The following is a 24028-nucleotide window of genomic DNA, read 5'->3' on the forward strand; positions in this document are numbered from 1 at the left end:
TCACTCCGCGGGTATTTCACCCCATTCCGCGGGTATTCACTCTACTTTCGCGGGTATTTCACCCCATTCCGCGGGTATTCACTCTACTTTCGCGGGTATTTCACCTCATTCCGCGGGTATTTCACCTCACTCCGCGGGTATTTCACCCCATTCCGCTGGTATTCCACCATCACGCGGGTATTCCATTTAATTCCTTCGATATCTCTCAACTATCTCATTGCTTTTATGATAGCTTATCTGTATAATATATTGTTAGGTGCCAAACCTACGTGGCATGGACTTAAACATCCGTGTCACACCGAAAAACGCCATTACAGCACGGATTTGCTGGGCGTTTTTTGTTTTATGAGCGGGAGATGAGCCCCGCTCTTTTATTTTTGCATACAAAAGCGACCATGACATTAAACCGTCACTGGTCGCTTATTTTTATGTTTCCCAAATACAAGTAAAACGATTGCCACAGTTAGTAAGAGCAATGCCACAAGTAAAAGGAAGCTATAATTTTTTACAAACTCTAAATAAACCCCGCCTAAAAACGGTCCTGTTAAACTACCGATACTTAAGGCAATTCCACAAAGTAAGTTGCCAGTCGGTAACAGTTCTTTCGGCGTTAAATCCGCCATGTATGTAATTCCAAGAGAAAACATCGAACCTACCAATGTACCTGCGAAGAAAAATACGATTGCTACCGCTAATGGTGACTGCTCTAAAAAACTGGCCATACTAAAAAGGATAGCTCCCCCAAATGCTCCAGTCATCAAAATGTTTCGCCGTCCAATTTTATCGCCCAGAGCCCCAAGAGGAACTTGCGTCAAAATGCCTCCAAAGGTAAAGACCGATAAAATAATGGGAATCATATCAACGTCAAAGCCTTTACGCAAGGCGTATACTGGAAATAAAGCATTTAACGACGATTCTAAAAAACCGTAAACAAAAGGACCTAAAAATGCAATCCAACCAAATACAATAGCCACCTTATAGCGATTCCATCCTCTTGCATTCATATCACCGGTTAGACGCTCTGGCTTCTCGTTGCGTAATAAAAATACAAATGACCATGCAAATAAGCACATAATCGACGACACAATAAAAGGCAATGGTTCAGCAACCTGTATAAGCTTTACCATCAATGGCCCTACCGCAAAACCCATGCTAAAGGACAAACCATAAATAGCCATGCCTTTACCTAAACTTTTATGATCGGCTGTGCTTGTAATCCATGTTTGAGTTGCATAATGTAGCGCATGATCGCCTACACCTATCAGCAAACGCAAAACGAACCAAAATGTAACACTTTTCCATAAAGGAAATACGAGGAGTGAGACAAATACAAGTGCACCACCTATTAAAATAATTGGTTTGTAGCCCCATCTTCGTAAAGGTTGTTCGATAAACGGTGAGATTAATAAAGTTCCTATGTATAGACCTGTCGCATTTAAACCATTTAATGCAGAGGATACACCGTCACGTTCAAAAATAATAGAAATAAGTGGCAGTAGCATTCCTTGTGAAAACCCTGATATAGATACAATTAACACTAGGATTGCAAACCTTTTTTTGCTGTAATCTGAGAAGTAAGTCATTTTTTCCTCCAACATCAAGTCATCTTCCACATAACAGCATACCAAAAAGCCTTAGCGCTCACCACATGTGATTTTACGCTAAGGCTTAACTAACACTTATCTCCATTCAATTGTATAAACACGATTTTCGGCTTTTTATTTGCCGATTACTTGTTTAAACTCCCTCCTTTTCGAGTTAGAGTTCACCGTTTAGTACCATCAGCTCCTTTACTATTTCTTAAAACAACTTTAACATACAACATCAATATTGTAAATATTCTGTCTATTAATTTTTCAAAATAATCTCTAAGTCCTAGGTGTTTACCTAAGCATTGAAATTTAGTCCTAAATCAGCTACGATGTAAGGGACGAAATGAGGTGTATGTATGTCAAAGCCAATCACTGATAAAGAGCAACAAGTAACTTACTTAAAAGAACGTCTTGAAATGTTTTTAGAAGTATTAGATGCCATCGACCCAGAAACGACTGAATTACAGGATATTGATCGTCTAATTCAAATGATGGATGATTTAGAAGAGAAAATGGAGCAATTCAACGCTCGTGAACAATAATGACACGCAAAAGCAAGCGAGCAAATAATTTGCCCGCTTGCTTTTTAATGACAATCCCAATTATAAACAACCTGACTAAAATCTTTATTTTTAAGCTCTTCTTCTGTAATAAAGAAATTGCCAACACCGCAATCTCCCCACAGTATATGATCTCCTTCACTATCTATTTGCAATAACAACGTTGTTGAATCGTTATAATCGCCATAAGCTCTAGGATCATCCTGTGTAAAGAAAGGATATCCCCCTATTTTATGCCCAGCTCCCGATAATACATCATACAATACATCTGCTAACTCTTCGTCTTCTTCTATAGCTGCTACGAGACTTTCGTATTTTTCATTGCTTCTAAAATCACCCATTGATAAAGGTTCAAATTTTGCTTTAAAGCTTAATGCCAGTTCTTTCTCTACAGGAAAATACATTTCTTCATCCTCATTTTCGATAAATGAGAAGTCTTGCACAAGTAGCGATTCATCATCGATGATTGTATCGTGGAAAATAACGCGAAAACCCGCTTGATTTTTGCCATTATCGAAATCCATCCCTAAGACATCATCATAACCATCAATATAGAATTGCAATATCCCATGCTCTGGTAAATGAGGCACGTGCTTAGGAACATCCGCAAAATTAATTTGTGCTAAAAGCTTTAATGGTTGTTGTTCCTCGTTTTTAGGATATTCCATAGTCAGTGGAAAATATGGATTCCCTGCTAATTTACTTGCAAATAAAGTCGTTTCCTTTTCATGCGCTTCCATTACAACAACAGGACTCATTGTTCCTTCTATTATATTTCGATATGGTTCAACTTCCTTTGGTAACTTCAACGAATTTGTTTCTGACATGAAATATCCTCCTTGAATTAAAGTTAATTCCATTATAGAACAAACGTTCCTGATAAGCAATTACTCTCTTTAAACATTTAATGGCAAATTACGAAACATTAGAATTCTATAGTTATTCGCTAATTCCTACTACAATTACATGCACTCTTTTTTTCATTAGTGGAAAAGAGTATAATGGTTCGTGGAAATAATTAAATTTTCTATGGGGGGCAATACCAAAATGAATCTTCAAACTTTGGAGAAAAGTCTATATGATTTAATTACAGAAACGTCAACAAACTTACCAAAAGACGTACGTCGTGCCATTAAAAAAGCGAAAGAAGCTGAAAATGCAGGCACTCGTGCAGCAATGAGTTTGGAAACAATCTCTAATAATATTATTATGGCAGAAGACAATGTATCACCAATCTGCCAAGATACTGGTCTACCAACATTTAAAATCTACACTCCTGTAGGTGTAAACCAATTAGAGATTAAAGAAGCAATCAAAAAAGCAATTAACGATACAACAGCTGATGCAAAATTACGTCCAAATGCTGTTGATTCTTTAACTGGCGCAAACAGTGGCAACAACCTTGGTGATGGACTACCAGTTATGAAATTCGAGCAATGGGAAAAAGACTATATTACGATTAAATTAATTCTTAAAGGTGGCGGCTGTGAAAATAAAAACATCCAATACAGCTTACCATGTGAGTTAGAAGGTCTTGGTCGTGCTGGTCGTGACTTAGACGGTATCCGTAAATGTATTCTACACTCTGTTTACCAAGCTCAAGGTCAAGGCTGTTCTGCAGGCTTCATCGGCGTAGGTATCGGTGGCGACCGCTCTTCTGGCTATGATTTAGCAAAAGAGCAATTATTCCGTCATGTGGAAGATACGAATGCAAATCCTGATCTTGCAAAATTAGAAGAATATGTTGTAAAAACTGCTAACACTTTCGGTATTGGTACAATGGGCTTCGGCGGTGAAGCAACTTTACTTGGTTGTAAAATTGGCGTTATGCACCGTATTCCTGCATCATTCTACGTATCAGTAGCCTATAACTGCTGGGCATACCGTCGTATGGCAGTTGATATTAATCCAGAAACTGGCGAAATCATTAACTGGCACTATCAAGAAGGCGAAAAAATTACATTTAAAGATGAAGTTGCTGCAACAACAGAAGAGACTTCTACAAATGTTGTAGAACTAACTGCACCTATTACAGAAGAACAAATTCGTTCACTTAAAGTAGGTGACGTTGTATCTATTACTGGTCGTATGTACACTGGTCGCGATGCAATTCACCATCACTTAATGAGTCACGATGCACCAGTTGATCTGAACGGACAAGTTATTTATCACTGTGGCCCTGTAATGGCTAAAGATGAAGAAGGTAACTGGACAGTGAAAGCTGCTGGTCCAACTACTTCTATCCGTGAGGAGCCATATCAAGGCGATATCATGAAAAAATTTGGTATCCGTGCTGTAATTGGTAAAGGCGGTATGGGTCCAAAAACACTTGCTGCTTTAGGTGAACACGGTGGGGTTTACTTAAATGCAATCGGTGGTGCCGCTCAATACTACGCAGACTGCATTAAAGGTGTAGATGGTGTAGACTTAATGGAATTCGGTATTCCAGAAGCTATGTGGCATTTGAACGTTGAAGGGTTCACAGCCGTAGTAACAATGGACTCTCACGGTAACTCGCTTCACGCTGATGTAGATAAATCTTCTCTAGAAAAACTTGCGCTACATGCAGAAAGAGTTTTCTAAGCTAATAGCACATTTTTAACGAAAAGATTTACCTCTAACGAACACAAAATAAAGGCACAGAATATTCCTAGTGAATATACTGTGTCTTTTTTCTTCGCTATATAAACCCCTCTTTTTTCTTGAACAAGCTCACTATTTTATCAGTATATTGATTTGCAACTCCTCTAAACCAAATATTTCAAAGGACTTTTTATTCTAATTTAAATTTATTCCTTTCTTTTTCCAAACAGCTTTGTTATAATAATTCTAAATTAAGAAGGACTTGAATGAAAGTGGTTATCAACTACAAAAACGCTTGTTTTTCTTTAATTTATAAGGTTTTTGATATTGATTTTCATTATCAGGGGGGATTTAGATGGAGTATTCTAATCGAGAAAATGTTAGTTTAATTGAGAATATCAAAGTGCATGCAGAACTAATTGCTGCTATCATGGCTGGTTTATTTATTTTGCTTGCATGGCGTTTAGATACAAATGATCAAACAACAGCTTCAGTTCTTTTATATATTGTTGCTTTTTGTGTTGGAGGATTTGCAAAAGCAAAAGAAGGCATCGAAGAAACAATAAAAGAAAAAAAATTAAATGTAGAGTTACTAATGATTTTAGCTGCGATCGGCTCAGCAGCGATTGGCTATTGGACAGAGGGAGCCATTCTTATTTTTATCTTTGCTGTCAGTGGCGCTTTAGAAACATATGCAATGAACAAAAGTCATCGCGAAATTTCTGCACTTATGAATTTACAACCTGAGGAAGCTTGGTTAGTACGCGGCGGTTTTGAACCGATGAAAGTCGCAGTCTCAACACTAAAAATTGGAGACCATTTACTGATTAAACCTGGTGAACGTGTCCCAGCGGACGGTATTATTTTTAAAGGACAGTCTTCTATCGATGAATCTGCTATTAGTGGTGAGCCATTACCGATTGCCAAGTTTGAAGGTGACGAAGTATTTGCAGGGACAGTTAATTTAAATGGCGCGATTACTATGGAAATGACAAAACCGAATTCCGAAACATTATTCCAAAAAATTATTATGCTTGTGCAAAATGCTCAAAGTGAAAAATCACCTTCACAGCAATTTATCGAAAAATTTGAAGGTACTTATGTAAAATTCGTGTTACTATCTGTTGCACTTATGATGTTCCTTCCCCACTTTTTAATCGGTTGGGACTGGACGACAACGTTTTATCGAGCAATGGTACTTTTAGTAGTGGCATCTCCATGTGCACTAGTTGCATCCATTATGCCTGCCACATTAGCAGCTATTTCGAATGGCGCGAAAAACGGGATACTATTTAAAGGTGGCTTACACCTCGAGCATTTAAGTGCGTTACGTGCATTAGCGGTCGATAAAACAGGAACTTTAACACAAGGTAAACCAGTCGTTACAGACTTCATCGTACGCGATGGCTTAAATCAAGAAGAAACATTAGCGATTCTTGCGGGTATTGAAGCACAGTCAAACCATCCATTAGCACAAGCGATTACTACCTATGCTAAAGCACAACACATATCTCAGTTTGCACAAGCAACGATTGAAGATATCCCTGGTTGGGGCATGAAAGGCTTTGTCAATGGAACAGAGTATCTAATAGGTAAACCAGATTTTGTTGGAAGTGAAGAGGCTAACACCTTCGCAAATAACGCATTATCAAAGCTTTCTGCTGAAGGTAAAACAGTAATCTTCATACGTGACAAAGAAGGTATTGTCGCACTTGCTGCGTTAAAAGATACTGTTCGTGATGAAGCAAAAAAAGCTGTCGCATTGTTAAAAGAATTAGGAATCGATGTCATTATGCTGACTGGCGATAATGAGAAAACGGCTAAAGTGATCGCAAAAGAGGCAGGCGTTACTGAATTTGTGGCAGAATGTCTTCCTGAAACAAAAGTGACGGAAATGAAACGCCTCCTCGATCAACATAAATACGTAGGGATGGTTGGTGACGGTATCAATGACGCACCAGCATTAGCAACAGCCACTACTGGTATTGCAATGGGAGAAGGGACAGATGTTGCCTTAGAAACAGCAGATGTCGTATTAATGAAAAATGATTTATCTAAAATTGCCTATGCGGTTCGTCTTTCTCGCAAAATGCAACGAATCGTGAAACAAAATATTTTCTTCTCTATCGGTATCATTGTTTTATTGATTGCCTCTAACTTTTTACAAGTTGTCGATTTACCACTAGGTGTTATAGGTCATGAAGGCAGTACAATTCTCGTTATTTTAAACGGTTTACGTATGCTTAATAAAAATGTATAAAAAAGGTGGTCTCAAACCGAGACCACCTTTTAAAGTGTCATCCAATTCATAAAAATAAACTACTGCCATTGATTTTCGTTACGGGTGGCTCGCTTTCCGCGGGCGTGGCTTAAGCCTCCTCCTCCACTGCGCTACGTGCGGGGTCTTAAGTGTCACGCTTGTCCCGCAGGAGTCGAGCAACCCTTCACTACAATCGCAAAGTTTGTATCTGCTAGCCTTCATTTATAGTGGAGTCTTTTGCACACAGAGCATATGTCGGTGCCAGTCACTCACACAATTTTACTAAGTAAAAATCCACGTAGACCCCTGCGAGAACGCACAGAATGTAAGACGCAACAAACCGCGCGTTAGCGAGGGTTGCGGCTTACGTCGTGCCCGCGGAAAGCAAAGTGGATTTTTGCACTTTAAGAAGACTCCCTAGTGCCAGTCACTCACACAATTTTCTGCGATGCGTGATTAGTTGATTGGAGTGGAAGGCGCGACACTCCAGCAGGAACAGCACGAGCTGAAAATCCATTTTTGCGGCGACAGCTGCAAAAATTAGTTGAAGCCGTGCCTGCGGAAAGGGAGCGCCTGGAACGGAAATCAACGGTGTGCCCACGGAAGCATCCACTGTAGCTATATCCACGCATAGCAAAAAGTGTTAGATTGATTGCAGTCAATCTAACACTTTTTCTCTTTTGAGCTACTTTTACAGTTATTTAATAGCACCTTCCGCTTTAAGCAATGCTCTCTTTTGCATCGTGGCATTTAAGACACCACCAAAAATTAAAATCATTCCTGTAAAATACAGCCACAGCATTAATATAATAACGCCACCAATACTACCATATGTAGCAGAATAGTTTCCAAAATTACTAATATAAAAAGAAAAACCATATGTCACAAGCAACCATGCGAGCGTCGAAAACATTGCGCCTGGCCAAACACCCATTAATTTCAATCGAGGTGTCGTATTCGGTACTAACCAGTAAATTGCCATCAACACTACAAAAATAAGTAACGGTGGCATCGACCAGCGAATATTGCGCCAAAGGGATTCAAACTCATCTTCAATACTAACGATTGAAAACAAAAAATGACCAATTTGCTGTCCAAAAACAGGTAATAAAAGCGCGACTGCTATTACAATTACTAAAGCTAAAGTAAATACAAGAGAGAGCCCACGATCTATAAAGCTCACCCTATTTTCGGTATCGTACGCTTTATTTAAAGCTCTTAATAACGCATTGATTCCTTTTGACGCAGACCAAATCGTCCCAAGTACACCAATTGATAATAGGCTGCTATTACGGTTCGTTAGCACTTCATTTAATGTACTTTCAATCAACCTGTATACTTCGTCAGGCATTAAATTAACTAAAAACGAATAAACTTGCGTTGTTTCTAAATTTAAATATGGCAATAGCGTTACAAGGAAAATGAGTAGGGGGAAGAAAGATAGCAAAAAGAAATAAGCAAGTTGCGCCCCGAGCGCCGATATTTCAACGCGTTGTATGCGAAGCATTAAATCTTGGATAAAGCCTTTCGATGTCATCACATCTACCATATCTTCATTTGGCGAAAAAAATGCTTTTACTTCCGCAAATGAAGAACGTATGGATGCCTTTTTCTTTTCCATTTAATTCCCTCCTTGAACTACAGCCTATTCTTTTTCTGGTGAGGTAAAGGCTGTTTTTGTATCGCTAATCATGCCTTGAATAGTGGAAGGTAATTCTTTAAATTCATCGACTTTCTCAGCTATTGTATTGACATTTTCTGATACGCTATCACAAAGTACTTTAGCTGCTATTACCTTTTCCTCAATTAAATCTTGCAGTTCATTACGATGCGATGCGTAATAGGATACCGCTTCCTTCATTTTTTTAGTAGTAGCGACCGTTTTCTCTCGTGTAGTACGATCAAACATGCTTAATGCAGCACCTACAGCAGCACCTACGACGATGGATGCTAATAATTTACTTTGTCCCATATTTTATATACCCCCTGCTTGTGTAATGTTTATTCCCTATTTTCTTATAATTAAACAGCTTACTGCCCTTATTCTACCCAATTACAGTCTATTTTTAAAGCAACGCCCAATTACAGTGTTGACATTTTTTTTATTCAATGAAATGATATTGGCTAGGATTATGAAAGGTAGGTTAATTGAATGGATTTATCTATATCGTCAAAAGAAAACGTTATTTATATGGTCGATCAAATGAAAGATAAGCTTCGCATGGTCAATGTAGATGCCATGAAATCAGAGAATTTTGATGAAGCAAATTATGAAGATTTAGTCTATCTATACGAAATGGTTATGAAACGTGACACATTTAGCCCTAGTGAAATGCAGGCTATCGTTGCTGAATTGGGCTCTTTACGCAAATAATAGCAATGCCCTATAACCCTTTACCTCTCTACATTAAAAAAGCTATTAGCAAGGACCTTTAAGTCATTTGCTAATAGCTTTTTCTTTTGACTACTGCGTATTTTTCGCAGCAGAGCCATCTTCAGCAACAAGTGGTTGAATTAATACTTCCACACGACGATTTTTCGCACGCCCTTCAGCCGTATTATTCGGTGCAATGGCTTTATTTTCACCATACCCTTTTGCACTAAAATAAACCGGATCAAGTTTTGAATTACTATCCACTAAAATCTTTAAAAAGTTCACCGCTCGCATTACCGATAATTCCCAGTTTGAAGCAAACTCAGGACCTGTTTGCGGTACGTTATCTGTATGGCCAGTAATGACAATACTACGTGCTGGGTCAGACACTAATACTGCTGCAAGTTCACTAGCAATTTTGTTATACTCAGGCTTAATAGTAGCTTTACCTGGATCGAACAAAATACTATCGCGAATGGTAACAAGTAAACCTTCATCTGTCATTTCTGTTGCGAATTGACCTTCCATCTCATTGACTGCAATAAAGTTATCTACACTATCTTTAATTTCAGCTAACTCCTGTTGATCCTTTAAATACGCTGAGTTTTGCTGTGGCTGTTGCGGTGTTTGATCATTATTTGCATCCGGTGTTTGCATTGGAGATGGTTGTTCTAAAAAGCTCGTCCCACCATCAAATATTTGATTAAACACTGCCGACATACGCTCTAATTTTTCTTGGTCAACCGAACTAGATGCAAAAAGTACGATAAATAACGCCAGTAATAACGTTAAAATATCAGCATATGGTACTAACCAAGACTCATCAACATGATCTTCATGCTTTTTTTTCTTAGCTTTCTTTGCCAAGGCCGCCCGCCCCGCTTTCACCCGTAATTTGACGACGCTCTTCCATCGTTAAATAAGAAGATAATTTTTGTTCAATAACACGTGGTGCTTCCCCTTCTAATACAGAAAGAATGCCTTCAATCATCATACGTTTTTGCTTTACTTCAACTGCTGATTTACGTTTTAACTTGTTGGCAAATGGATGCCATAGTACGTAACCTGTAAAGATACCTAATAATGTTGCCATGAATGCACCTGATATAGCATGACCTAGCTTATCAATATCATTCATATTCCCTAACGCTGCGATTAACCCTACTACCGCACCGAGTACCCCTAATGTCGGGGCATATGTACCTGCTTGTGTAAAAATAGCTGAACCACTGATATGTCGTTCTTCCATCGCTTCTACTTCTTCTGTTAATACATCACGGATATAATCTGCGTTTTGACCATCAATTGCTAATGTAAGACCATTTTTTAAAAATGGATCTTCAATTTCTGAAGCCTTACTTTCTAAGGCTAACAATCCTTCACGACGAGCTAAATCGGCCCATTGTGAAAACATCTTAATAATTTCAATATCATCTGCTAGTTTTGTTTCTTTAAAAAGAATTTTAAACAGCTTTGGTACCCGCTTTAGTTCCTTCATAGGAAAGGCAATTGTTACAGCAGATATTGTACCGAAGATGATAATTAAAATAGCCGCTGGATTGTAAAAGGCACTTAAACTTACACCCTTTAACACCATCCCTGTTAACAGTGCGATTAGCGCTAAAATTATCCCTACTACTGACGATAAATCCATATTAGAACCTCCAAATCTTCTATCTAACTTATTTTCGTCCTATTTTCCATATTTTAAATAAACATATTATATAGTATAAATGTATTTCACTAATTTTTCGATGCAATAAATGCTTTTTATTCACATTTCGACCATATTTGATTATATTGAATTAAGAATAATACACTAAATTGTCTATTATCGAAAGGAGTTAAGAATTTGTTATTATCATTTGACACAAAATTACTAAGATATGCCGAATTAGCCGTGAAAATAGGAGTAAATATCCAGAAAAATCAATACCTTTATGTGAGTTGTTCGACCGATAACTTAAAATTAGCTGAAATAATTACTAAAATTGCTTATGAAAATGGTGCAAAACAGGTTTTTGTTGACTTATCAGATGATCGACTTGTGCGCACACGTTATGAAAAAGCTCCAAAAGACTCATTTGATTTTTATCCTCCATGGAAAATTCAAGAGCGTGAATGGCTTGCAGAGCAAGGTGCTGCCTTTTTAAGCATCGTTTCACAAAACCCAGACCTCTTAAAGGATATCGATCATGAAAAAATTATGACTTTCCAAAAAGCCTCAGGTCAAGCACTCGCTAACTACTATACTATGATGCGAGCCGATAAATTTAGCTGGACGGTTATCGCTGCTCCTTCTAAACAATGGGCAGCCAAAGTATTCCCTCAGCTACCAGAAGAACAGCAAGTAGAGTCATTATGGGAAGCAATCTTTGCTGCTACACGCACAGACCAAGATGATCCGGTCAATGCTTGGAAAACTCACGACGAACAGTTACATAACAAAGCCGACTACCTAAATATGAAACAATTTAAGTTCTTGCGCTATCAAGCTCCAGGAACAGATTTAACGATTGAGTTACCAGAGAAGCATATATGGACAGGTGGCAGTAGTGTCAATATATATGGCAATACATTTATGGCAAATATGCCAACAGAAGAAGTTTTTACAGCCCCACTCAAAACAGGTGTCAATGGCTTTGTCTCAAGTACAAAACCTTTAAGCTATAGTGGAAATATTATCGATCAGTTTACATTAACATTTAAAGATGGTCGTATTATCGATATACAAGCACAGCAAGGACAAGATATTTTAGCATCACTTGTTGCAACAGATGAAGGTGCACAGTATCTTGGGGAAATAGCACTTGTTCCCCATCAATCACCTATCTCACAATCCGGATTATTATTTTACAATACATTATTCGATGAAAATGCCTCTAATCATTTAGCTATAGGCAATGCTTATTCCTTTTGTATTGAAGGTGGCAAAGAAATGTCAGCAAAAGAATTGCTATCTCACGGTCTAAATCAAAGTTTAACGCATGTTGACTTTATGATTGGCTGTGCTAATATGGATATTGACGGCATTGCAGCTGATGGTCAAATCGAACCAATTTTCCGCAATGGCAACTGGGCCTTTTAAGTAAATAGTCAGTCCTATTAATATTATTCTAGGCTAGGTATCTTATGGATGTCATAAATTATCCTTACATTTTCCTAGCAACCTATTGTATAATTAGAGTAGTTCATATAGTAGATTATTTAAGTAGAGAGGAGCTTTTATAATGTTCATTACAACTGTACTTGGCGTTTCAGCCGTACTATTAATTTCTATGGGATTCTTTATCCACTATCTACAAGTTGGCTTAGATAGCAAATCTTCTGTAACTGTAGATCCACAACCAAAAGAAAAATATTAATCATATAAAAACAGCTACTTCATGTAGCTGTTTTTTTTCGTTTATAAATATGTCATAGTAGATTCGCTAAATAATTTACCAAACTTCTTTTTTTTTCATGAAAATTGCGTGAATATTGTCATTATTATTTGCATATTTACATTTTTGCTCTAAAATATTTCATTAGGGAAGGGAGCAAACTTTCATGACAATGTTAAAAGAGATTTTAAAGTTCAATGAAGATTTCGTTCAAGAAAAAAAATATGAGCCTTTTATTACAACGAAGTACCCCGATAAGCGTATCGTTGTTTTATCTTGTATGGACACTCGCCTTGTAGAACTATTACCAAAAGCGATGAATTTAAGAAACGGCGACGTAAAAATTGTAAAAAGTGCTGGTGCTTTAGTGAGTCACCCATTCGGTGCAGTAATGCGTAGTTTACTCGTTGCGGTTTATGGACTGCAAGCTGATGAGGTGTATGTAGTTGGACATTATGACTGTGGTATGAGCGCAGTTGATCCAGATGCAATGCTTAACCAAATGGTAGACCGCGGTATTAAAGAAGAAACCATTAAGATGATGGAGTACTCTGGTATTGATTTAAAAGATTTCTTACGTGGTTTCGGCGATGTCGCGACTAGCGTGAAGAAAAGTGTCGATACAATTCGTAATCACCCGTTAATGGTTGATAGTGTGCCTGTTCACGGTTTAGTTATTGATCCAAATACTGGTCGCCTTGATTTAATTGACGACGGTAGTAAATAAAACGATAACGCCAAAGGCATAGTTTTTGGCAGAAAAGCTTTCTATATAATTAAAAATGTGTCTATCGTATCGAATAATCGAATGATAGACACATTTTTTATTTGCTTTCGCATATTATATCGCTGTAAATAATGTAGTAGACATTCCTTTTATTGAACATTTCTTGCGTTTCACACAATAATTAGGTAAATTTATGTAATGATACTATAAATAGTAAATAAAAGTTGGAGGACAATATGTATACTTATCATTCGATTTCAGCAGAAGTTTATAATCTAGATAAGCCAATCGGCACATCATTCGGTGATGTCGAATATTATAGCGACAGACTTCAGCATGTCAAAGGAAAGATATTAGAACCAGCTGTTGGAACAGGGCGTATTTTAATTCCTTTACTTGAACAAGGTTTCGCTATTGAAGGCTTTGATTTATCCGAGGAAATGTTAGACTACTGTCGAGGCAATCTAAAAAAGGCACAGAAAGAAGCAACTATTTATCAAGCAAATATGGAGACATTCCAATCTAATCAACTTTATGAAGCAATCATTATCCCTACTGGAACATTTTTATTAATTACTGATGATGTAAAGGCTATGACTAGCCTATCCAATTTTTATCATCATTTAGAACCAAATGGTAGATTGATAGTCGATATATTTTTGCAACCAGATTTTCATGAAGGTAGCTCTCAATATCGAACGTTTACAAATAAGCAAGATGAATTGATTACATTGCAAATAACACAATCTGCAATCAATTATATTGAACAAACGACAACTACCCACCATCGCTATGATAAATGGAAAGAAGGCAAATGTATCGAAAGCGAATTTGAAATTTTCACCTTAAAATGGTATGGAATTCAAGAATTTAAAAGGCTTTTAATGCAAATTGGCTTTAAAGATATCGTTATTTCATCGGATTATTGTTATAAGCAATATCCTACAGACCGAAATCAAACCATCACCTTTGAAGCTGTTAAATGATTTTGCTAGTTTAGGTTCTAAAAAATGAAAATGTAACAAAGGTGTTAGTACAATTAACGAAACCTTAGCTATTCATTCTTTAATTAGAAGTGAGCATTGATTGTTGGTAGCATAGGCGGTGACTCCTGCCCAGAACGCACACTGCGTAAGACGCGGGCATTCTGCGCGCAAGCAGAGGGTTGCGGCTTACTGTGCTGAGCGGAAAGCTCCGCCCAAGCGGACAACAATGGCGCAGCAAAAAAGTGTTAGATTGATAGCAGTCATCTAACACTTTTTGTACTTTATTATAACTTGTTGTGTGTTCATGATGATGGCTCTAGGCGAGCATACATATAATGATCTACCCATTGCCCATTGATATACAATAATTTTCTTAATAAGCCTTCTCGTTGAAATCCTGATTTCTCCAACACCCGAATTGAAGCGTTATTTTCAGTCGATACATACGCCTCCACACGATGTAGCCCTATTTGTTCAAAGGCAAATTGTACAACCAATTCTACTGCTTCTGTTACAATTCCTTTTCCTATATAGATTTCATCCATCGCATAACCAACAAAGGCACTTGAATACGGTAAACGTTTGATAGCATACAACGCAATGTGACCTATTAAATTATTTGTACCTTGCTCATATATGCCGAAAGTAAATTCTCTCTTTGAGCTCATTAAATATAAACTTTCTTGAATTTTTTTATACTGTGCATCAACTGTATAGTACTCAGGTCGCTGTAACGGTTCATATGTAGACCAAAAATATTTGTTTCGACTTACAAGACCCGTTAAACTTTGTGCATCTTTTTCTTGGAATGTGCGAACGTAGCATTTCTCCCCCTGAATCGAGACCACATTTCCACCCTTTTTCCTTAATAAATTCCAAATTTTTAGCACCATTTCTCTCCACAAGCCTTCCGATAATTGTCAGTATATGATCATTGTATGTAAAAAAAGATGCTGCTACAACCAAAACAGCTCCTGTCTTGTTATCACAGCATCAATCATATTATTTATTTATTTTTCACTTGTTCTTTTGATTGGATTTCTAACAGTTCAATACTAGATGATTCTGCATCCTCTAATTGGGACTTGTCTAAAACATTTGTTAAATGTAAACCACGCTTTTGCGCCTCGCGTTCAATATGTGCAAGCGTTTCTTGTAGCACTTGTACGCGTGCATGTTTTTTATCGTTTCCTGCTACCAAAACCCATGGCGCATTTTTCTTGTCTGTTTTTTCAAACATATCATTCGCTGCTGCGATATATTCTGGTGTTTTTTCGCGATTTCTCCAATCCTCATCTGTTAACTTCCATGATTTATATGGATCTTGCGCACGCTCATTAAAACGCTTCAATTGCTCTTCGTCAGACACATGTAACCAGAATTTTATAACAATGTAGTCTCCAGCCGTTAAAATCTTCTCAAAGTTGTTAATCTCCTCATACGCGCGAGACCATTCTTCTTTATTTGCAAATCCTTCGATACGCTCTACTAGCACTCGTCCATACCAAGAGCGGTCGAAAATGGCAATCTGACCATGCTGCGGTAATTTTCTCCAAAAACGTTGCAAGTAGTTATAGCGTAATTCGTGAGGCTGTGGTGCTGAAATTGGATGAACAACGTAACCCCTAGGGTCTACCCGTTCAATAAGACGTTTAATGGCGCCTCCCTTACCAGCAGCATCCATTCCTTCAAATACTAGAATAAGTCCGATTTTATTATTTAGTAAAAATTGCTGTGCATTTAACATTTCATATTGGAGTACTTTTAATTTCTTTTTATACATTTTTTTATCTAGTTCAATCGATAGGTCAAGATTTTTTAGATTTTGAGTCATTAAAATTCCACTCCTTTAAATTGGATATTTCTATTGTACTAAAGAAGTATTTGGATGCATATCTAAATGGTAAATTGTAGATAATTTCAACAAATTCACTTGATACATTGTAAGGATTTTCCGCTATAATAAAATAGATATTCTGTGACAGTCCTATACTTATTTGTCTTTTCCCTATACAATTTAACACGAAGGGAGAGGAAACCTTGCCTAAGTTTATTTTAATGACAATTACGTATATTGTCTCACTCATCCTAACCTTTTCATCCTATTTTATAAAAATAAATGGTCAATCTTCGTTAGAAATCTCAAATCGTTTTCCCGTAATGTTTGCACCTATTAATATTAGTTATATGATATGGATAGTCATTTACATTTTGCTCGCTTATTGGTTAGTTATGAATTTTAAAAAGACAACTATAAAACAGACTGTTCTCTTTAGCAACGTATGTATATTACAAGCGATTTCTATTTTATTTTGGCATTATGAATTATTCATAGTATTTTTCATCTGTACAGTATTGTTAGTACTATACTTATTTTTCCTTTACAATACGTACTCACATTCCAATAATGCATTATCTGGCCGCCTACCGATTTCACTTTACTTTGCTTGGTCTACATTTTTATTGATGACAAATACGAGTTTTACGTTAACTTCTTATGAATGGAATGGCTTTGGTCTTAGCAATCCACTTTGGGCAGTTATTTTACTGACAATTGGTGTCGTGATTGCCTTACATATACGTTATCATCATTTTGATATTGTCTATCCTAGCGTTTTCATCTGGGCATTCGTTGGCATTGCATTTCATAATCATCTTGACGAGTTGCTTGTGACGACAGCAGCCTTATTTTTATGTGGTGTACTTGTTGTTGGTATTCTATTCGTCAAAAAAAAACCTGCTTACCAAAAATAAATCGGTAAGCAGGTTTTTTAGTTCGTCTTATTGCTCATCTAATGAAGTTAAAATGATTGGTTTGTCTTTTGTTACAATAATCGAATGCTCAATTTGGGCAACTAAAGATTTATCAGGCGTGATAAATGTCCAGCCATCACCAGCTTCCACGATATGCTCTGCTTTTGCTGAAATAAAAGGCTCTACAGCTAACACCATGCCTTCTTTCATAATTGTTGAATCCCACGCATCGTAATAGTTTAAAATGTGGTTTGGTTCATCATGCAATGAACGACCTAATCCATGACCCGTTAAGTTCATAATAACTGTTAAGTCATTGGCATAAGCCTCACGCTCTACCGCTTTCCCAATTTGGTTTAATTTCGAACCAGCTTTTACTTTAGTCATTGCACGATCAAAAGCGCTTTTTGCTACGCGGCAAAGTTTTTCTTTATCCTCATAACCTTCCCCTACTACAAAAGAAATACCTGTATCTGCAAAGTAACCATTTAAAGAGCCGGATACATCAATATTAACAATATCTCCCTCTTTAATAATACGTTGTCCTGGGATACCATGGGCAACTTCTTCATTGACACTAATACAAGTGTAACCTGGGAAATCATACTCTCCCTTAGGACCTGAAATAGCTCCTGCTTCAGCAAACATACGTCCTGCAATTTCATCTAATTCAAGTGTTGTCACACCAGGTTTTGTAGCTGCTTTCATCGCCTCACGAATTTCCGCACAAATGCGACCAATTTTTTTAAAGGCTTCAATTTCTTCTTGGGTTTTTACAATCATTTTTAACGTCCCTTTCATCTAATATCTACTCTTTAATATAACATAACTTTTTATGTGCATAACGCCAAAAGCTTTAATTATTCTATGCCAATAGGATTTCATTAGTGCTACTCATAGAAAAAACAGACGATTTTAAAAGTCTTTAGACATTAAAACAGCCTTTCTCTACCGTGTATCTACAGTGCATTTAAACTAATCGTTCTCAATATGAAAAATAGTATACTAAGTGATTCTTAGCATACTATTTCCATTCATTTATGATTTTCGTTGCATTAATTGTGGCGCTGCTGTAAATAATAGAACACCGACAATAGCTGTTAAAATAGTTGCTGGTAGCATATATGTTCCATTATAAATAATTGAATAAATCCATGCATTTTGATCGCCCGCATACTCTGCAAAGAATACTGCACCTGCAATCGTGTGTGCAAGATAGCGTAAAAAACCAGCTAACACTGTTCCCATCACTATGTACAGAGCCATTTTCTTTTTGTTGAGTGCTGTTGCGGCTTTTAATACAGGTTCACGAACGATTGCCGCTAAACCTACTACAGTAAAGGCTACCCCGTAATCTAGTAATCCTTGAAGCCAGTGCACAATATAAGCACCAAACATTGTTTGTAGCACACCAATTAATAGACCTGTTGTGAGCCCTGACAAAAGCCCCCAACGAAATGCCATTAAAATAATTGGTATCATAACTAAGCTTACCGAGCCACCTTGTGCCCATACTTTAAAAGAAACTTGATCGAGCACAAGCCCTACCGCTGCGAAAATTGCAATCTCCACCAGCATGAGTAATCTTTTTTTGTCCATACTATTATTCTCTCCTTTGTTCCGATGTAGGATACAAGAGCAGGAATAGAAAACAATTATTTGAATGTGCACCTCGATCCGGCATAAAAAAAACGATGCCAGGACAGAGCCTCACATCGTAAAAGTGTCGGTTTCTATCCACATCCCTACGCAAGTGTTAACTTACAGGTTCAAAGAGTAAAGGCATTACGTGCCCAGTCTCAGCTGACATCATCAGCTCCCCTTGTGGTCGTTACATCTCATTTTTATTGAACACCCTCATTGTACGCAAACACCTTTGCGATTACAACCTTTTCCTCAATTATTTTTTTTGAAACTTTTAGGCTTTCTATGCGTAAATATTAAAAAGGGAGGAACAATTATGGAGAATCAAAAAGTTTTATCTGCGTTTAGTTATCTCAGTATTTTTATTGCACCATTTGTCGTTCCATTAATCGTTTACTTTGTTTCAAAGGATAGTGAAGTCAAAAGACATTCCATTCGAGCACTTATTTCTCACTTAATTCCGTTAGTCTTGGGTTTCATTTTCTTTGCTATCTTTATATTTTCTACAATGTCATTGAACACGTTTGATCCTTCTTCAAATGGGAATACATTCATTATCATTTGGTTTGCTTCATTTGCAATTTATTTACTCGTATCATTAGGTATTGTCATTTGGAATATTGTGCAAGCTGTACGAGTTATACGTTAAAATTTAGTACTAAGGAGATGTCGTATTCATGAAAGTATCAAAAGTAGTGAAAACCGCTATAAAATTTGCACCTATTGTCATTCCTATCGTCAAAAAAGTAGTTGCTGCAAAAAAAGGGACAGCACCTTACGTATCAACACGCAGAAAATAAGCGCACTGACTTCTTTAAATTGTTTGAGTGACTGGCACACAAAACCCACTTACACCACAGCGTGCAAGTGGGTTTTATTTAGAATTGTTTGGGTGACTGGCACTACTTTACTTCAAAGTGTGTTGTACTATGTCCACTTAACGTTTTTTCAACATGTAAAACGGCTGGCATTGCGGCTTTTAACTCGGCTACATGTGAAATAACACCAATCATTCTTCCTGAATCTTGTAAATCAATTAACGTATCAATTGCTTTATTTAACGCTTCCTCATCTAAAGAACCAAAGCCCTCGTCGATAAACATCGTTTCAATCTGAATATTCCCTTGGAAGCTTTGAATAACATCTGCCATACCTAATGCAAGACTTAATGACGCATTAAACTTCTCCCCACCAGATAATGTTTTTACATCTCTTAATTGGTCCGTATAAGCATCATACACATCTAACCCTAACCCACTTTGCTTGGCATGCTTCTCCAAGCGATCAGAGCGCCGCAATTCAAACTGTCCATTGGATAAATGGAATAAACGAAGGTTGGCTGCTGCTGTAATCTTATCTAAATAATTGATTTGAATAAAACGCTCAAATGACAGTTTTTTGGGATTTTGACCATTCAACACGGTGTAAAGTTCTTTTACACGACCTGCTTCTTTTTCGAGTATCCGTATTTCCCTCGCCGTTTCATCAACTTTAACAATAAAGTCTGCACATGCTGTTGCATAATTTTTCGTCTGTTGCAATATTTTAAATGCTTCTTCAGATGTTGCTCGCAGCATCTCCAGCTTGTCTTCTAATATCGTTAAATTTTGCTTCTCTTTTCCTTCAAGATGTTGTGCTCCATCTAAGATTTGTTGCTGTAAAGAGTGCTGTTGTAAAGCGTAATCCCGGCACGCTTTACGTAATTCCTCGATTTGTACAATACTTCGCTTTGCCGCCGCATATGCTTCATATGTTGTAAAACCAACATTGTTCATGCTTGTGACAAATTGTTCTCGTTTTTCATTCAGTTTGTTTTGCAATTCCTCATATGCTTTTTTCGCCAGTTCTTCTGCTATAGCTGCCTTATGTGACGCTTCTTTTGTTGCTTGTAGATTATGCTGACTTGCGTTCCATGCTGCTTGTAAGGCATTCTTTTGCGATTTTATATCTTCCATTGTTTGCTTTAATTGTTGCAATGACTTTACATGTTCAGGAATATACTTTTGTTGTTCTTCCACAATTGCTTGCTGTTTAATTAATTCTTTCGACTGCTCAGCAAAATAGTGCTCTAACTGGACTTGTTTGTGTTGCAATTGTTCATTTCTTGCCACTTGCTCTTTTAGCTTAGTCCGTGCGATAGATAGTTGATCGTTAACGATTTTTAAGACAGTAACTTGTTGCTCAATGAATTGTAATGAAGTTGTAAGTTCTACTCGATCAGCTAGTGCTATATGGCTAGCTTCTACCTGTTCAGCCACCTCTTGAAGCAATTGTTTTGTTGTTTTGACTGTTGCTTCTTTTTCATAATAATTTCTCTCATTTGCATGAGCTGTCGCGCGGATTGTTTCCAGCTCCACTTCATCCACGACTGCTAGTGGCTCACTATGTGTTAATTGGTGTGTTGTACTGCCACAAACGGGACAAGCATCGCCATCCTTTAACTTGGCTGCTAAAATACTTGCCTGACTGGTAATCCATTGTTGTTCCTTGGTCTGTAGCGCTTTGTTACTTTCTTGATAGAGCTGTTGCGCCCTTTGAAGCGCTTGCTCAGCTAGCTCACTCGCTTGCTCATATTTTTCCCATTGAGCTAATAATGTGACTTGTTCTTTAAGCTTAGGAAGTTGTTCTAAATAACCCGCATAGGGCTCCATTTGTTTTTCATATTGCTCAATGGTTGTTGTTAACTCTTGAAGTTGGGTTTGCTCTTTTTCTAAAATGTTTAGATTATCTGCTACTGCACGTTTAGCATTTTCAACAAGTTGTTGCGTTATTTCTAGTTGTTGCTGATTATGCTCAAATGCCTCAAACTTTGGTAACAGGGCTAATAGCTGCATTTCTTGTTGCAATATTTGCTGACGCGCTGGTTCTTTCGCTTCTTCCTCTGAAAATAATTGCTGGGCTATTTCTAGTTGTGCCAAAGCGTTTTGATGATTTATTGTAGCTTGCTGATAAAGTTGTTCCTTATGATTTTGCTCTGTCCGTAATTCTACACACTGTTGTTCAAAAGTAAGAAGACGCTCCGCTTGTTCAGCTAATTGTATTTCCTGTTCCTTCGCTGTATATAAATGTTGTTGTTGTAACAGCATTTGCAAACGGGCTTGTCGTTGCTCCTGTTGCTCGAACTGCTCGTTCAGCGCTTTCGCCATACTGTAATATTCTTGTTCCTTTTGATGATGCGCATAGGCTTCTTCATAGCGGAGCTGTTCCGTTTGGATACTAGCATTATAAAAGAATTGCTCTTCTTCAAGGGCATTTTTTAGTTGATGCATATTATCCGTATTATTGCTTATACAAGTAAATAGTGTTGATGACCGTTGTGGTAATGCACCTGCAATTTGTCCAAGTAAATGTTCTTTCAATTGTTGGGCACGCTCGACATCCTTTTCGGCTTCTTTTCTTTTGATATCTAGTTTTTTGGTCATTGCATTAAAACGATCTGTTTTAAAAATTTTACGTAAAATGACTTCTTTATTGGAGGAATCAGAAGTTAATAACTTGCGAAATTCCCCTTGGGGCAACATCACAATTTGACTAAACTGATCTTTTGTTAGCCCTATAATTTCAAGCAGTTTTTTATCTACTTCATTTGTTTGCTGCTTCTCCACTATACTAAAGTCAAATTTACCATCCTTTATTTCTGCTAATTCAACTTTTCTTCCTGTGACACTTTTATTTTTTGCTTTAATATGACCCGGCTGGCGTAAAATGTGATACACTTTACCGCGCATTTCAAAAACCAATTCTACTGCGGTGTAAACATCATCCGCAGCAAAGCCGCTCCGAAGCATAGCTGTATCCTGACGATCTTCACCACTTCCTGCACCATACAACGCATAACAAATCGCATCAAAAATCGTCGTTTTCCCAGCGCCTGTTTTGCCTGAAATAGCAAATAAACGGTACTCTCCAAGCTGTTGGAAATCAATCACTTCTGTATGTTTATATGGACCGAAAGCAGTAATCGTTAACTTGAGTGGTTTCATCGAACTGCCTCCCGTTCCTCATCTAATAATTCTTGTAGCATCTCTAAAAACAAACGCTCGGTTTCTGGATCAGGTTGATCGCCCAAAACATCTGCATAAAATCCACGAAACAAGTCAATATCCTCTACTTTTTCCGTTTCAACAGCTTGTATTTCTTGGGCTACTTGTATTCGTGATGCTTTACGTTCAATATGCATTGCATGTGGAAAAACAGTACGGATTCGCTCCATCGGTGAGGCTACAGGTGTCGTGTCTGTTAATCGTACAAAGACATAATCATCACATGGTGGGAGTTTTAATAAATCATCCATGAAGCCTTCCACCACTCGTAGATCACGTCTTGGCACAAGCTTGCGTTTGTTCACCTCTACATGTCCATTAGCATCTAGCTCTACAATTAAAAAGCCTTTCTCATGCAAATGTTCAGACAACGAATATTTCAACGGTGAACCTGCATAGCGAATTGTGTTATTCAGTACAAAGTGGGCTTTATGCAAATGGCCGAGTGCCGTATAGTTGAAATGTTCAAATAAGGCAGCGTCCACGCAATCTGACCCACCGATGGATAGCGGTCGTTCCGAATCACTTGTATTTTCTTCTTCAAAGCCATATTTCGTCACAAAAGCATGTCCAATAAAAATATGCCGCTTTGTTGTATCCATCGTTTGCTGAATATGTGCGATGATTTTTTGCATTGCATCTTGATGTGACTGAATCGTATCATCTTCTAAAATCGTGCGTACGGAGGCTGGTTCTGCATATGGCACTAGGTGAAAATGCACCTCACCGAATTCATCTGTTAGAACGATTGGTGAATGTTCTTTTGTGAATTGCCCTACGATATGTAACCCACTATCTCGCATAAGACGACTACCAAAATTTAATCGTCCCGCACTATCATGATTTCCGGCAACTGCCAACACCGGAATTTTCTTTTCAAGTACAATTTCTGCGAAAACATCGTTTAATAAGTTAACTGCCTCTACAGGTGGCATTGAACGATCATATAAATCGCCTGCTACAATAATTGCATCAGGTTGTTCTTCTTCAATCGCTTGCAAAAATTGCTGTAAAATATAACGCTGATCCTCGGTCATATAGATACCTTGTACAAGTTTTCCTAAATGCCAATCGGCTGTATGGAATATTTTCATTGTCTATGCACCTCCTGTTTTTCTTTTA

The 24028-nt window shown here is 37.5% G+C and carries 23 protein-coding genes and 1 riboswitch; of the genes, 11 read left to right on the forward strand and 12 right to left on the reverse strand.

From position 1 onward, the window contains the following. Window positions 1–401 precede the first annotated feature (401 nt). Window positions 402–1583: an MFS transporter gene (locus tag C9J37_RS24040; protein WP_107897455.1), complete on the reverse strand. Its 1182-nt coding sequence runs from the start codon at window positions 1581–1583 to the stop codon at window positions 402–404. Window positions 1584–1948: 365 nt separating this feature from the next. Here C9J37_RS24040 and C9J37_RS24045 point away from each other — a divergent pair, with 365 nt between their 5' ends. Next, window positions 1949–2134 carry an SE1561 family protein gene (locus tag C9J37_RS24045; RefSeq protein ID WP_024364537.1) on the forward strand — a complete coding sequence of 62 codons (186 nt, stop codon included), beginning with the start codon at window positions 1949–1951 and terminating at the stop codon, window positions 2132–2134. A gap of 44 nt (window positions 2135–2178) precedes the next feature. Here C9J37_RS24045 and C9J37_RS24050 read toward each other — a convergent pair whose 3' ends face one another. Further along, on the reverse strand, window positions 2179–2979 hold the full coding sequence (locus C9J37_RS24050; protein WP_107897433.1) for a YwqG family protein: 801 nt from the start codon (window positions 2977–2979) through the stop codon (window positions 2179–2181). A 220-nt stretch (window positions 2980–3199) separates the two neighbouring features. On the opposite strand from C9J37_RS24050, the gene C9J37_RS24055 reads away from it, so the two are divergent. Together C9J37_RS24055 and C9J37_RS24060 are read left to right on the forward strand one after the other, a co-directional pair. Beyond that, entirely contained in the window at window positions 3200–4735 is a 1536-nt protein-coding gene (locus C9J37_RS24055; RefSeq protein ID WP_024364535.1) for a fumarate hydratase, read from the forward strand. A 355-nt stretch (window positions 4736–5090) separates the two neighbouring features. Then, on the forward strand, window positions 5091–6995 hold the full coding sequence (locus C9J37_RS24060; protein ID WP_107897434.1) for a heavy metal translocating P-type ATPase: 1905 nt from the start codon (window positions 5091–5093) through the stop codon (window positions 6993–6995). A 697-nt stretch (window positions 6996–7692) separates the two neighbouring features. Here the strand turns inward: C9J37_RS24060 and C9J37_RS24065 are convergent. Both C9J37_RS24065 and C9J37_RS24070 read right to left on the reverse strand, forming a co-directional pair. Continuing rightward, window positions 7693–8616 carry a YihY/virulence factor BrkB family protein gene (locus tag C9J37_RS24065; protein ID WP_024364533.1) on the reverse strand — a complete coding sequence of 308 codons (924 nt, stop codon included), beginning with the start codon at window positions 8614–8616 and terminating at the stop codon, window positions 7693–7695. A gap of 24 nt (window positions 8617–8640) precedes the next feature. Next, the gene (locus C9J37_RS24070; protein WP_024364532.1) at window positions 8641–8967 is read right to left on the reverse strand and encodes a YtxH domain-containing protein; all 327 of its coding nucleotides are present in this window, start codon (window positions 8965–8967) and stop codon (window positions 8641–8643) included. A 180-nt stretch (window positions 8968–9147) separates the two neighbouring features. Between C9J37_RS24070 and C9J37_RS24075 the strand changes: the two genes are divergently transcribed. Next, window positions 9148–9369 carry a DUF1128 domain-containing protein gene (locus C9J37_RS24075; protein WP_024364531.1) on the forward strand — a complete coding sequence of 74 codons (222 nt, stop codon included), beginning with the start codon at window positions 9148–9150 and terminating at the stop codon, window positions 9367–9369. 90 nt (window positions 9370–9459) lie between these two features. Here C9J37_RS24075 and motB read toward each other — a convergent pair whose 3' ends face one another. Further along, window positions 9460–10236, reverse strand: coding sequence for a flagellar motor protein MotB (gene motB / locus C9J37_RS24080; protein ID WP_107897435.1), 777 nt, complete (start codon window positions 10234–10236; stop codon window positions 9460–9462). Next, the gene (motA, locus tag C9J37_RS24085; RefSeq protein WP_107897436.1) at window positions 10220–11023 is read right to left on the reverse strand and encodes a flagellar motor stator protein MotA; all 804 of its coding nucleotides are present in this window, start codon (window positions 11021–11023) and stop codon (window positions 10220–10222) included. The genes motB and motA overlap by 17 nt, the downstream gene beginning before the upstream one ends. Window positions 11024–11221: 198 nt before the next feature. On the opposite strand from motA, the gene C9J37_RS24090 reads away from it, so the two are divergent. The 4 genes from C9J37_RS24090 to C9J37_RS24100 all read left to right on the forward strand — a co-directional run bounded on the left by C9J37_RS24090 (window position 11222) and on the right by C9J37_RS24100 (window position 14465). Continuing rightward, window positions 11222–12457, forward strand: a complete 1236-nt coding sequence (locus tag C9J37_RS24090) for an aminopeptidase (RefSeq protein ID WP_107897437.1) — start codon at window positions 11222–11224, stop codon at window positions 12455–12457. Between the two features lie 142 nt (window positions 12458–12599). Further along, window positions 12600–12734, forward strand: coding sequence for a hypothetical protein (locus tag C9J37_RS29465; RefSeq protein ID WP_268808047.1), 135 nt, complete (start codon window positions 12600–12602; stop codon window positions 12732–12734). 184 nt (window positions 12735–12918) lie between these two features. After that, window positions 12919–13479, forward strand: a complete 561-nt coding sequence (locus C9J37_RS24095; RefSeq protein WP_107897438.1) for a beta-class carbonic anhydrase — start codon at window positions 12919–12921, stop codon at window positions 13477–13479. 236 nt (window positions 13480–13715) lie between these two features. Beyond that, window positions 13716–14465 carry a class I SAM-dependent methyltransferase gene (locus C9J37_RS24100; protein ID WP_107897439.1) on the forward strand — a complete coding sequence of 250 codons (750 nt, stop codon included), beginning with the start codon at window positions 13716–13718 and terminating at the stop codon, window positions 14463–14465. A 302-nt stretch (window positions 14466–14767) separates the two neighbouring features. Here the strand turns inward: C9J37_RS24100 and C9J37_RS24105 are convergent, their stop codons facing one another. Next, window positions 14768–15358, reverse strand: a complete 591-nt coding sequence (locus C9J37_RS24105) for a GNAT family N-acetyltransferase (RefSeq protein ID WP_051147783.1) — start codon at window positions 15356–15358, stop codon at window positions 14768–14770. A 113-nt stretch (window positions 15359–15471) separates the two neighbouring features. Further along, window positions 15472–16299, reverse strand: a complete 828-nt coding sequence (locus C9J37_RS24110; protein ID WP_107897440.1) for a polyphosphate kinase 2 family protein — start codon at window positions 16297–16299, stop codon at window positions 15472–15474. A 206-nt stretch (window positions 16300–16505) separates the two neighbouring features. Here C9J37_RS24110 and C9J37_RS24115 point away from each other — a divergent pair, with 206 nt between their 5' ends. Beyond that, window positions 16506–17219 (forward strand): TspO-related membrane protein, encoded by a 714-nt coding sequence (locus C9J37_RS24115; RefSeq protein WP_107897441.1) that lies wholly within the window; start codon window positions 16506–16508, stop codon window positions 17217–17219. 27 nt (window positions 17220–17246) lie between these two features. Here the strand turns inward: C9J37_RS24115 and map are convergent, their stop codons facing one another. Further along, window positions 17247–18002 (reverse strand): type I methionyl aminopeptidase, encoded by a 756-nt coding sequence (gene map / locus C9J37_RS24120; RefSeq protein ID WP_024364522.1) that lies wholly within the window; start codon window positions 18000–18002, stop codon window positions 17247–17249. A gap of 255 nt (window positions 18003–18257) precedes the next feature. Beyond that, window positions 18258–18818: an energy-coupled thiamine transporter ThiT gene (thiT, locus tag C9J37_RS24125; protein ID WP_107897442.1), complete on the reverse strand. Its 561-nt coding sequence runs from the start codon at window positions 18816–18818 to the stop codon at window positions 18258–18260. Window positions 18819–18944: 126 nt separating this feature from the next. Continuing rightward, window positions 18945–19052: riboswitch (TPP riboswitch) on the reverse strand. A gap of 127 nt (window positions 19053–19179) precedes the next feature. Here thiT and C9J37_RS24130 point away from each other — a divergent pair. Then, window positions 19180–19512, forward strand: coding sequence for a magnetosome magnetite crystal formation protein family (locus C9J37_RS24130; protein ID WP_107897443.1), 333 nt, complete (start codon window positions 19180–19182; stop codon window positions 19510–19512). A gap of 28 nt (window positions 19513–19540) precedes the next feature. Further along, window positions 19541–19663 carry a small protein YxzF gene (locus C9J37_RS29470; RefSeq protein WP_268808048.1) on the forward strand — a complete coding sequence of 41 codons (123 nt, stop codon included), beginning with the start codon at window positions 19541–19543 and terminating at the stop codon, window positions 19661–19663. A gap of 102 nt (window positions 19664–19765) precedes the next feature. Here C9J37_RS29470 and C9J37_RS24135 read toward each other — a convergent pair whose 3' ends face one another. Continuing rightward, window positions 19766–22846 carry an AAA family ATPase gene (locus C9J37_RS24135; RefSeq protein WP_107897444.1) on the reverse strand — a complete coding sequence of 1027 codons (3081 nt, stop codon included), beginning with the start codon at window positions 22844–22846 and terminating at the stop codon, window positions 19766–19768. Beyond that, window positions 22843–24000 carry an exonuclease SbcCD subunit D gene (locus C9J37_RS24140; RefSeq protein ID WP_107897445.1) on the reverse strand — a complete coding sequence of 386 codons (1158 nt, stop codon included), beginning with the start codon at window positions 23998–24000 and terminating at the stop codon, window positions 22843–22845. The genes C9J37_RS24135 and C9J37_RS24140 overlap by 4 nt, the downstream gene beginning before the upstream one ends. Window positions 24001–24028 lie beyond the last annotated feature (28 nt).

Origin of the sequence: Lysinibacillus mangiferihumi (assembly GCF_003049665.1) — a bacterium.
GTDB classification, from domain to species: Bacteria; Bacillota; Bacilli; order Bacillales_A; family Planococcaceae; genus Lysinibacillus; species Lysinibacillus mangiferihumi.

Excerpts from the sequence above, each read along its gene's own strand:
- C9J37_RS24040 (WP_107897455.1), bottom strand. The coding sequence starts at position 1,583 with ATGACTTACTTCTCAGATTACAGCAAAAAAAGGTTTGCAATCCTAGTG.
- C9J37_RS24045 (WP_024364537.1), top strand. The coding sequence starts at position 1,949 with ATGTCAAAGCCAATCACTGATAAAGAGCAACAAGTAACTTACTTAAAA.
- C9J37_RS24050 (WP_107897433.1), bottom strand. The coding sequence starts at position 2,979 with ATGTCAGAAACAAATTCGTTGAAGTTACCAAAGGAAGTTGAACCATAT.
- C9J37_RS24055 (WP_024364535.1), top strand. The coding sequence starts at position 3,200 with ATGAATCTTCAAACTTTGGAGAAAAGTCTATATGATTTAATTACAGAA.
- C9J37_RS24060 (WP_107897434.1), top strand. The coding sequence starts at position 5,091 with ATGGAGTATTCTAATCGAGAAAATGTTAGTTTAATTGAGAATATCAAA.
- C9J37_RS24065 (WP_024364533.1), bottom strand. The coding sequence starts at position 8,616 with ATGGAAAAGAAAAAGGCATCCATACGTTCTTCATTTGCGGAAGTAAAA.
- C9J37_RS24070 (WP_024364532.1), bottom strand. The coding sequence starts at position 8,967 with ATGGGACAAAGTAAATTATTAGCATCCATCGTCGTAGGTGCTGCTGTA.
- C9J37_RS24075 (WP_024364531.1), top strand. The coding sequence starts at position 9,148 with ATGGATTTATCTATATCGTCAAAAGAAAACGTTATTTATATGGTCGAT.
- motA (WP_107897436.1), bottom strand. The coding sequence starts at position 11,023 with ATGGATTTATCGTCAGTAGTAGGGATAATTTTAGCGCTAATCGCACTG.
- C9J37_RS29465 (WP_268808047.1), top strand. The coding sequence starts at position 12,600 with ATGTTCATTACAACTGTACTTGGCGTTTCAGCCGTACTATTAATTTCT.
- C9J37_RS24095 (WP_107897438.1), top strand. The coding sequence starts at position 12,919 with ATGACAATGTTAAAAGAGATTTTAAAGTTCAATGAAGATTTCGTTCAA.
- C9J37_RS24100 (WP_107897439.1), top strand. The coding sequence starts at position 13,716 with ATGTATACTTATCATTCGATTTCAGCAGAAGTTTATAATCTAGATAAG.
- C9J37_RS24105 (WP_051147783.1), bottom strand. The coding sequence starts at position 15,358 with ATGGTGCTAAAAATTTGGAATTTATTAAGGAAAAAGGGTGGAAATGTG.
- C9J37_RS24110 (WP_107897440.1), bottom strand. The coding sequence starts at position 16,299 with ATGACTCAAAATCTAAAAAATCTTGACCTATCGATTGAACTAGATAAA.
- map (WP_024364522.1), bottom strand. The coding sequence starts at position 18,002 with ATGATTGTAAAAACCCAAGAAGAAATTGAAGCCTTTAAAAAAATTGGT.
- thiT (WP_107897442.1), bottom strand. The coding sequence starts at position 18,818 with ATGGACAAAAAAAGATTACTCATGCTGGTGGAGATTGCAATTTTCGCA.
- C9J37_RS24130 (WP_107897443.1), top strand. The coding sequence starts at position 19,180 with ATGGAGAATCAAAAAGTTTTATCTGCGTTTAGTTATCTCAGTATTTTT.
- C9J37_RS29470 (WP_268808048.1), top strand. The coding sequence starts at position 19,541 with ATGAAAGTATCAAAAGTAGTGAAAACCGCTATAAAATTTGCACCTATT.
- C9J37_RS24135 (WP_107897444.1), bottom strand. The coding sequence starts at position 22,846 with ATGAAACCACTCAAGTTAACGATTACTGCTTTCGGTCCATATAAACAT.
- C9J37_RS24140 (WP_107897445.1), bottom strand. The coding sequence starts at position 24,000 with ATGAAAATATTCCATACAGCCGATTGGCATTTAGGAAAACTTGTACAA.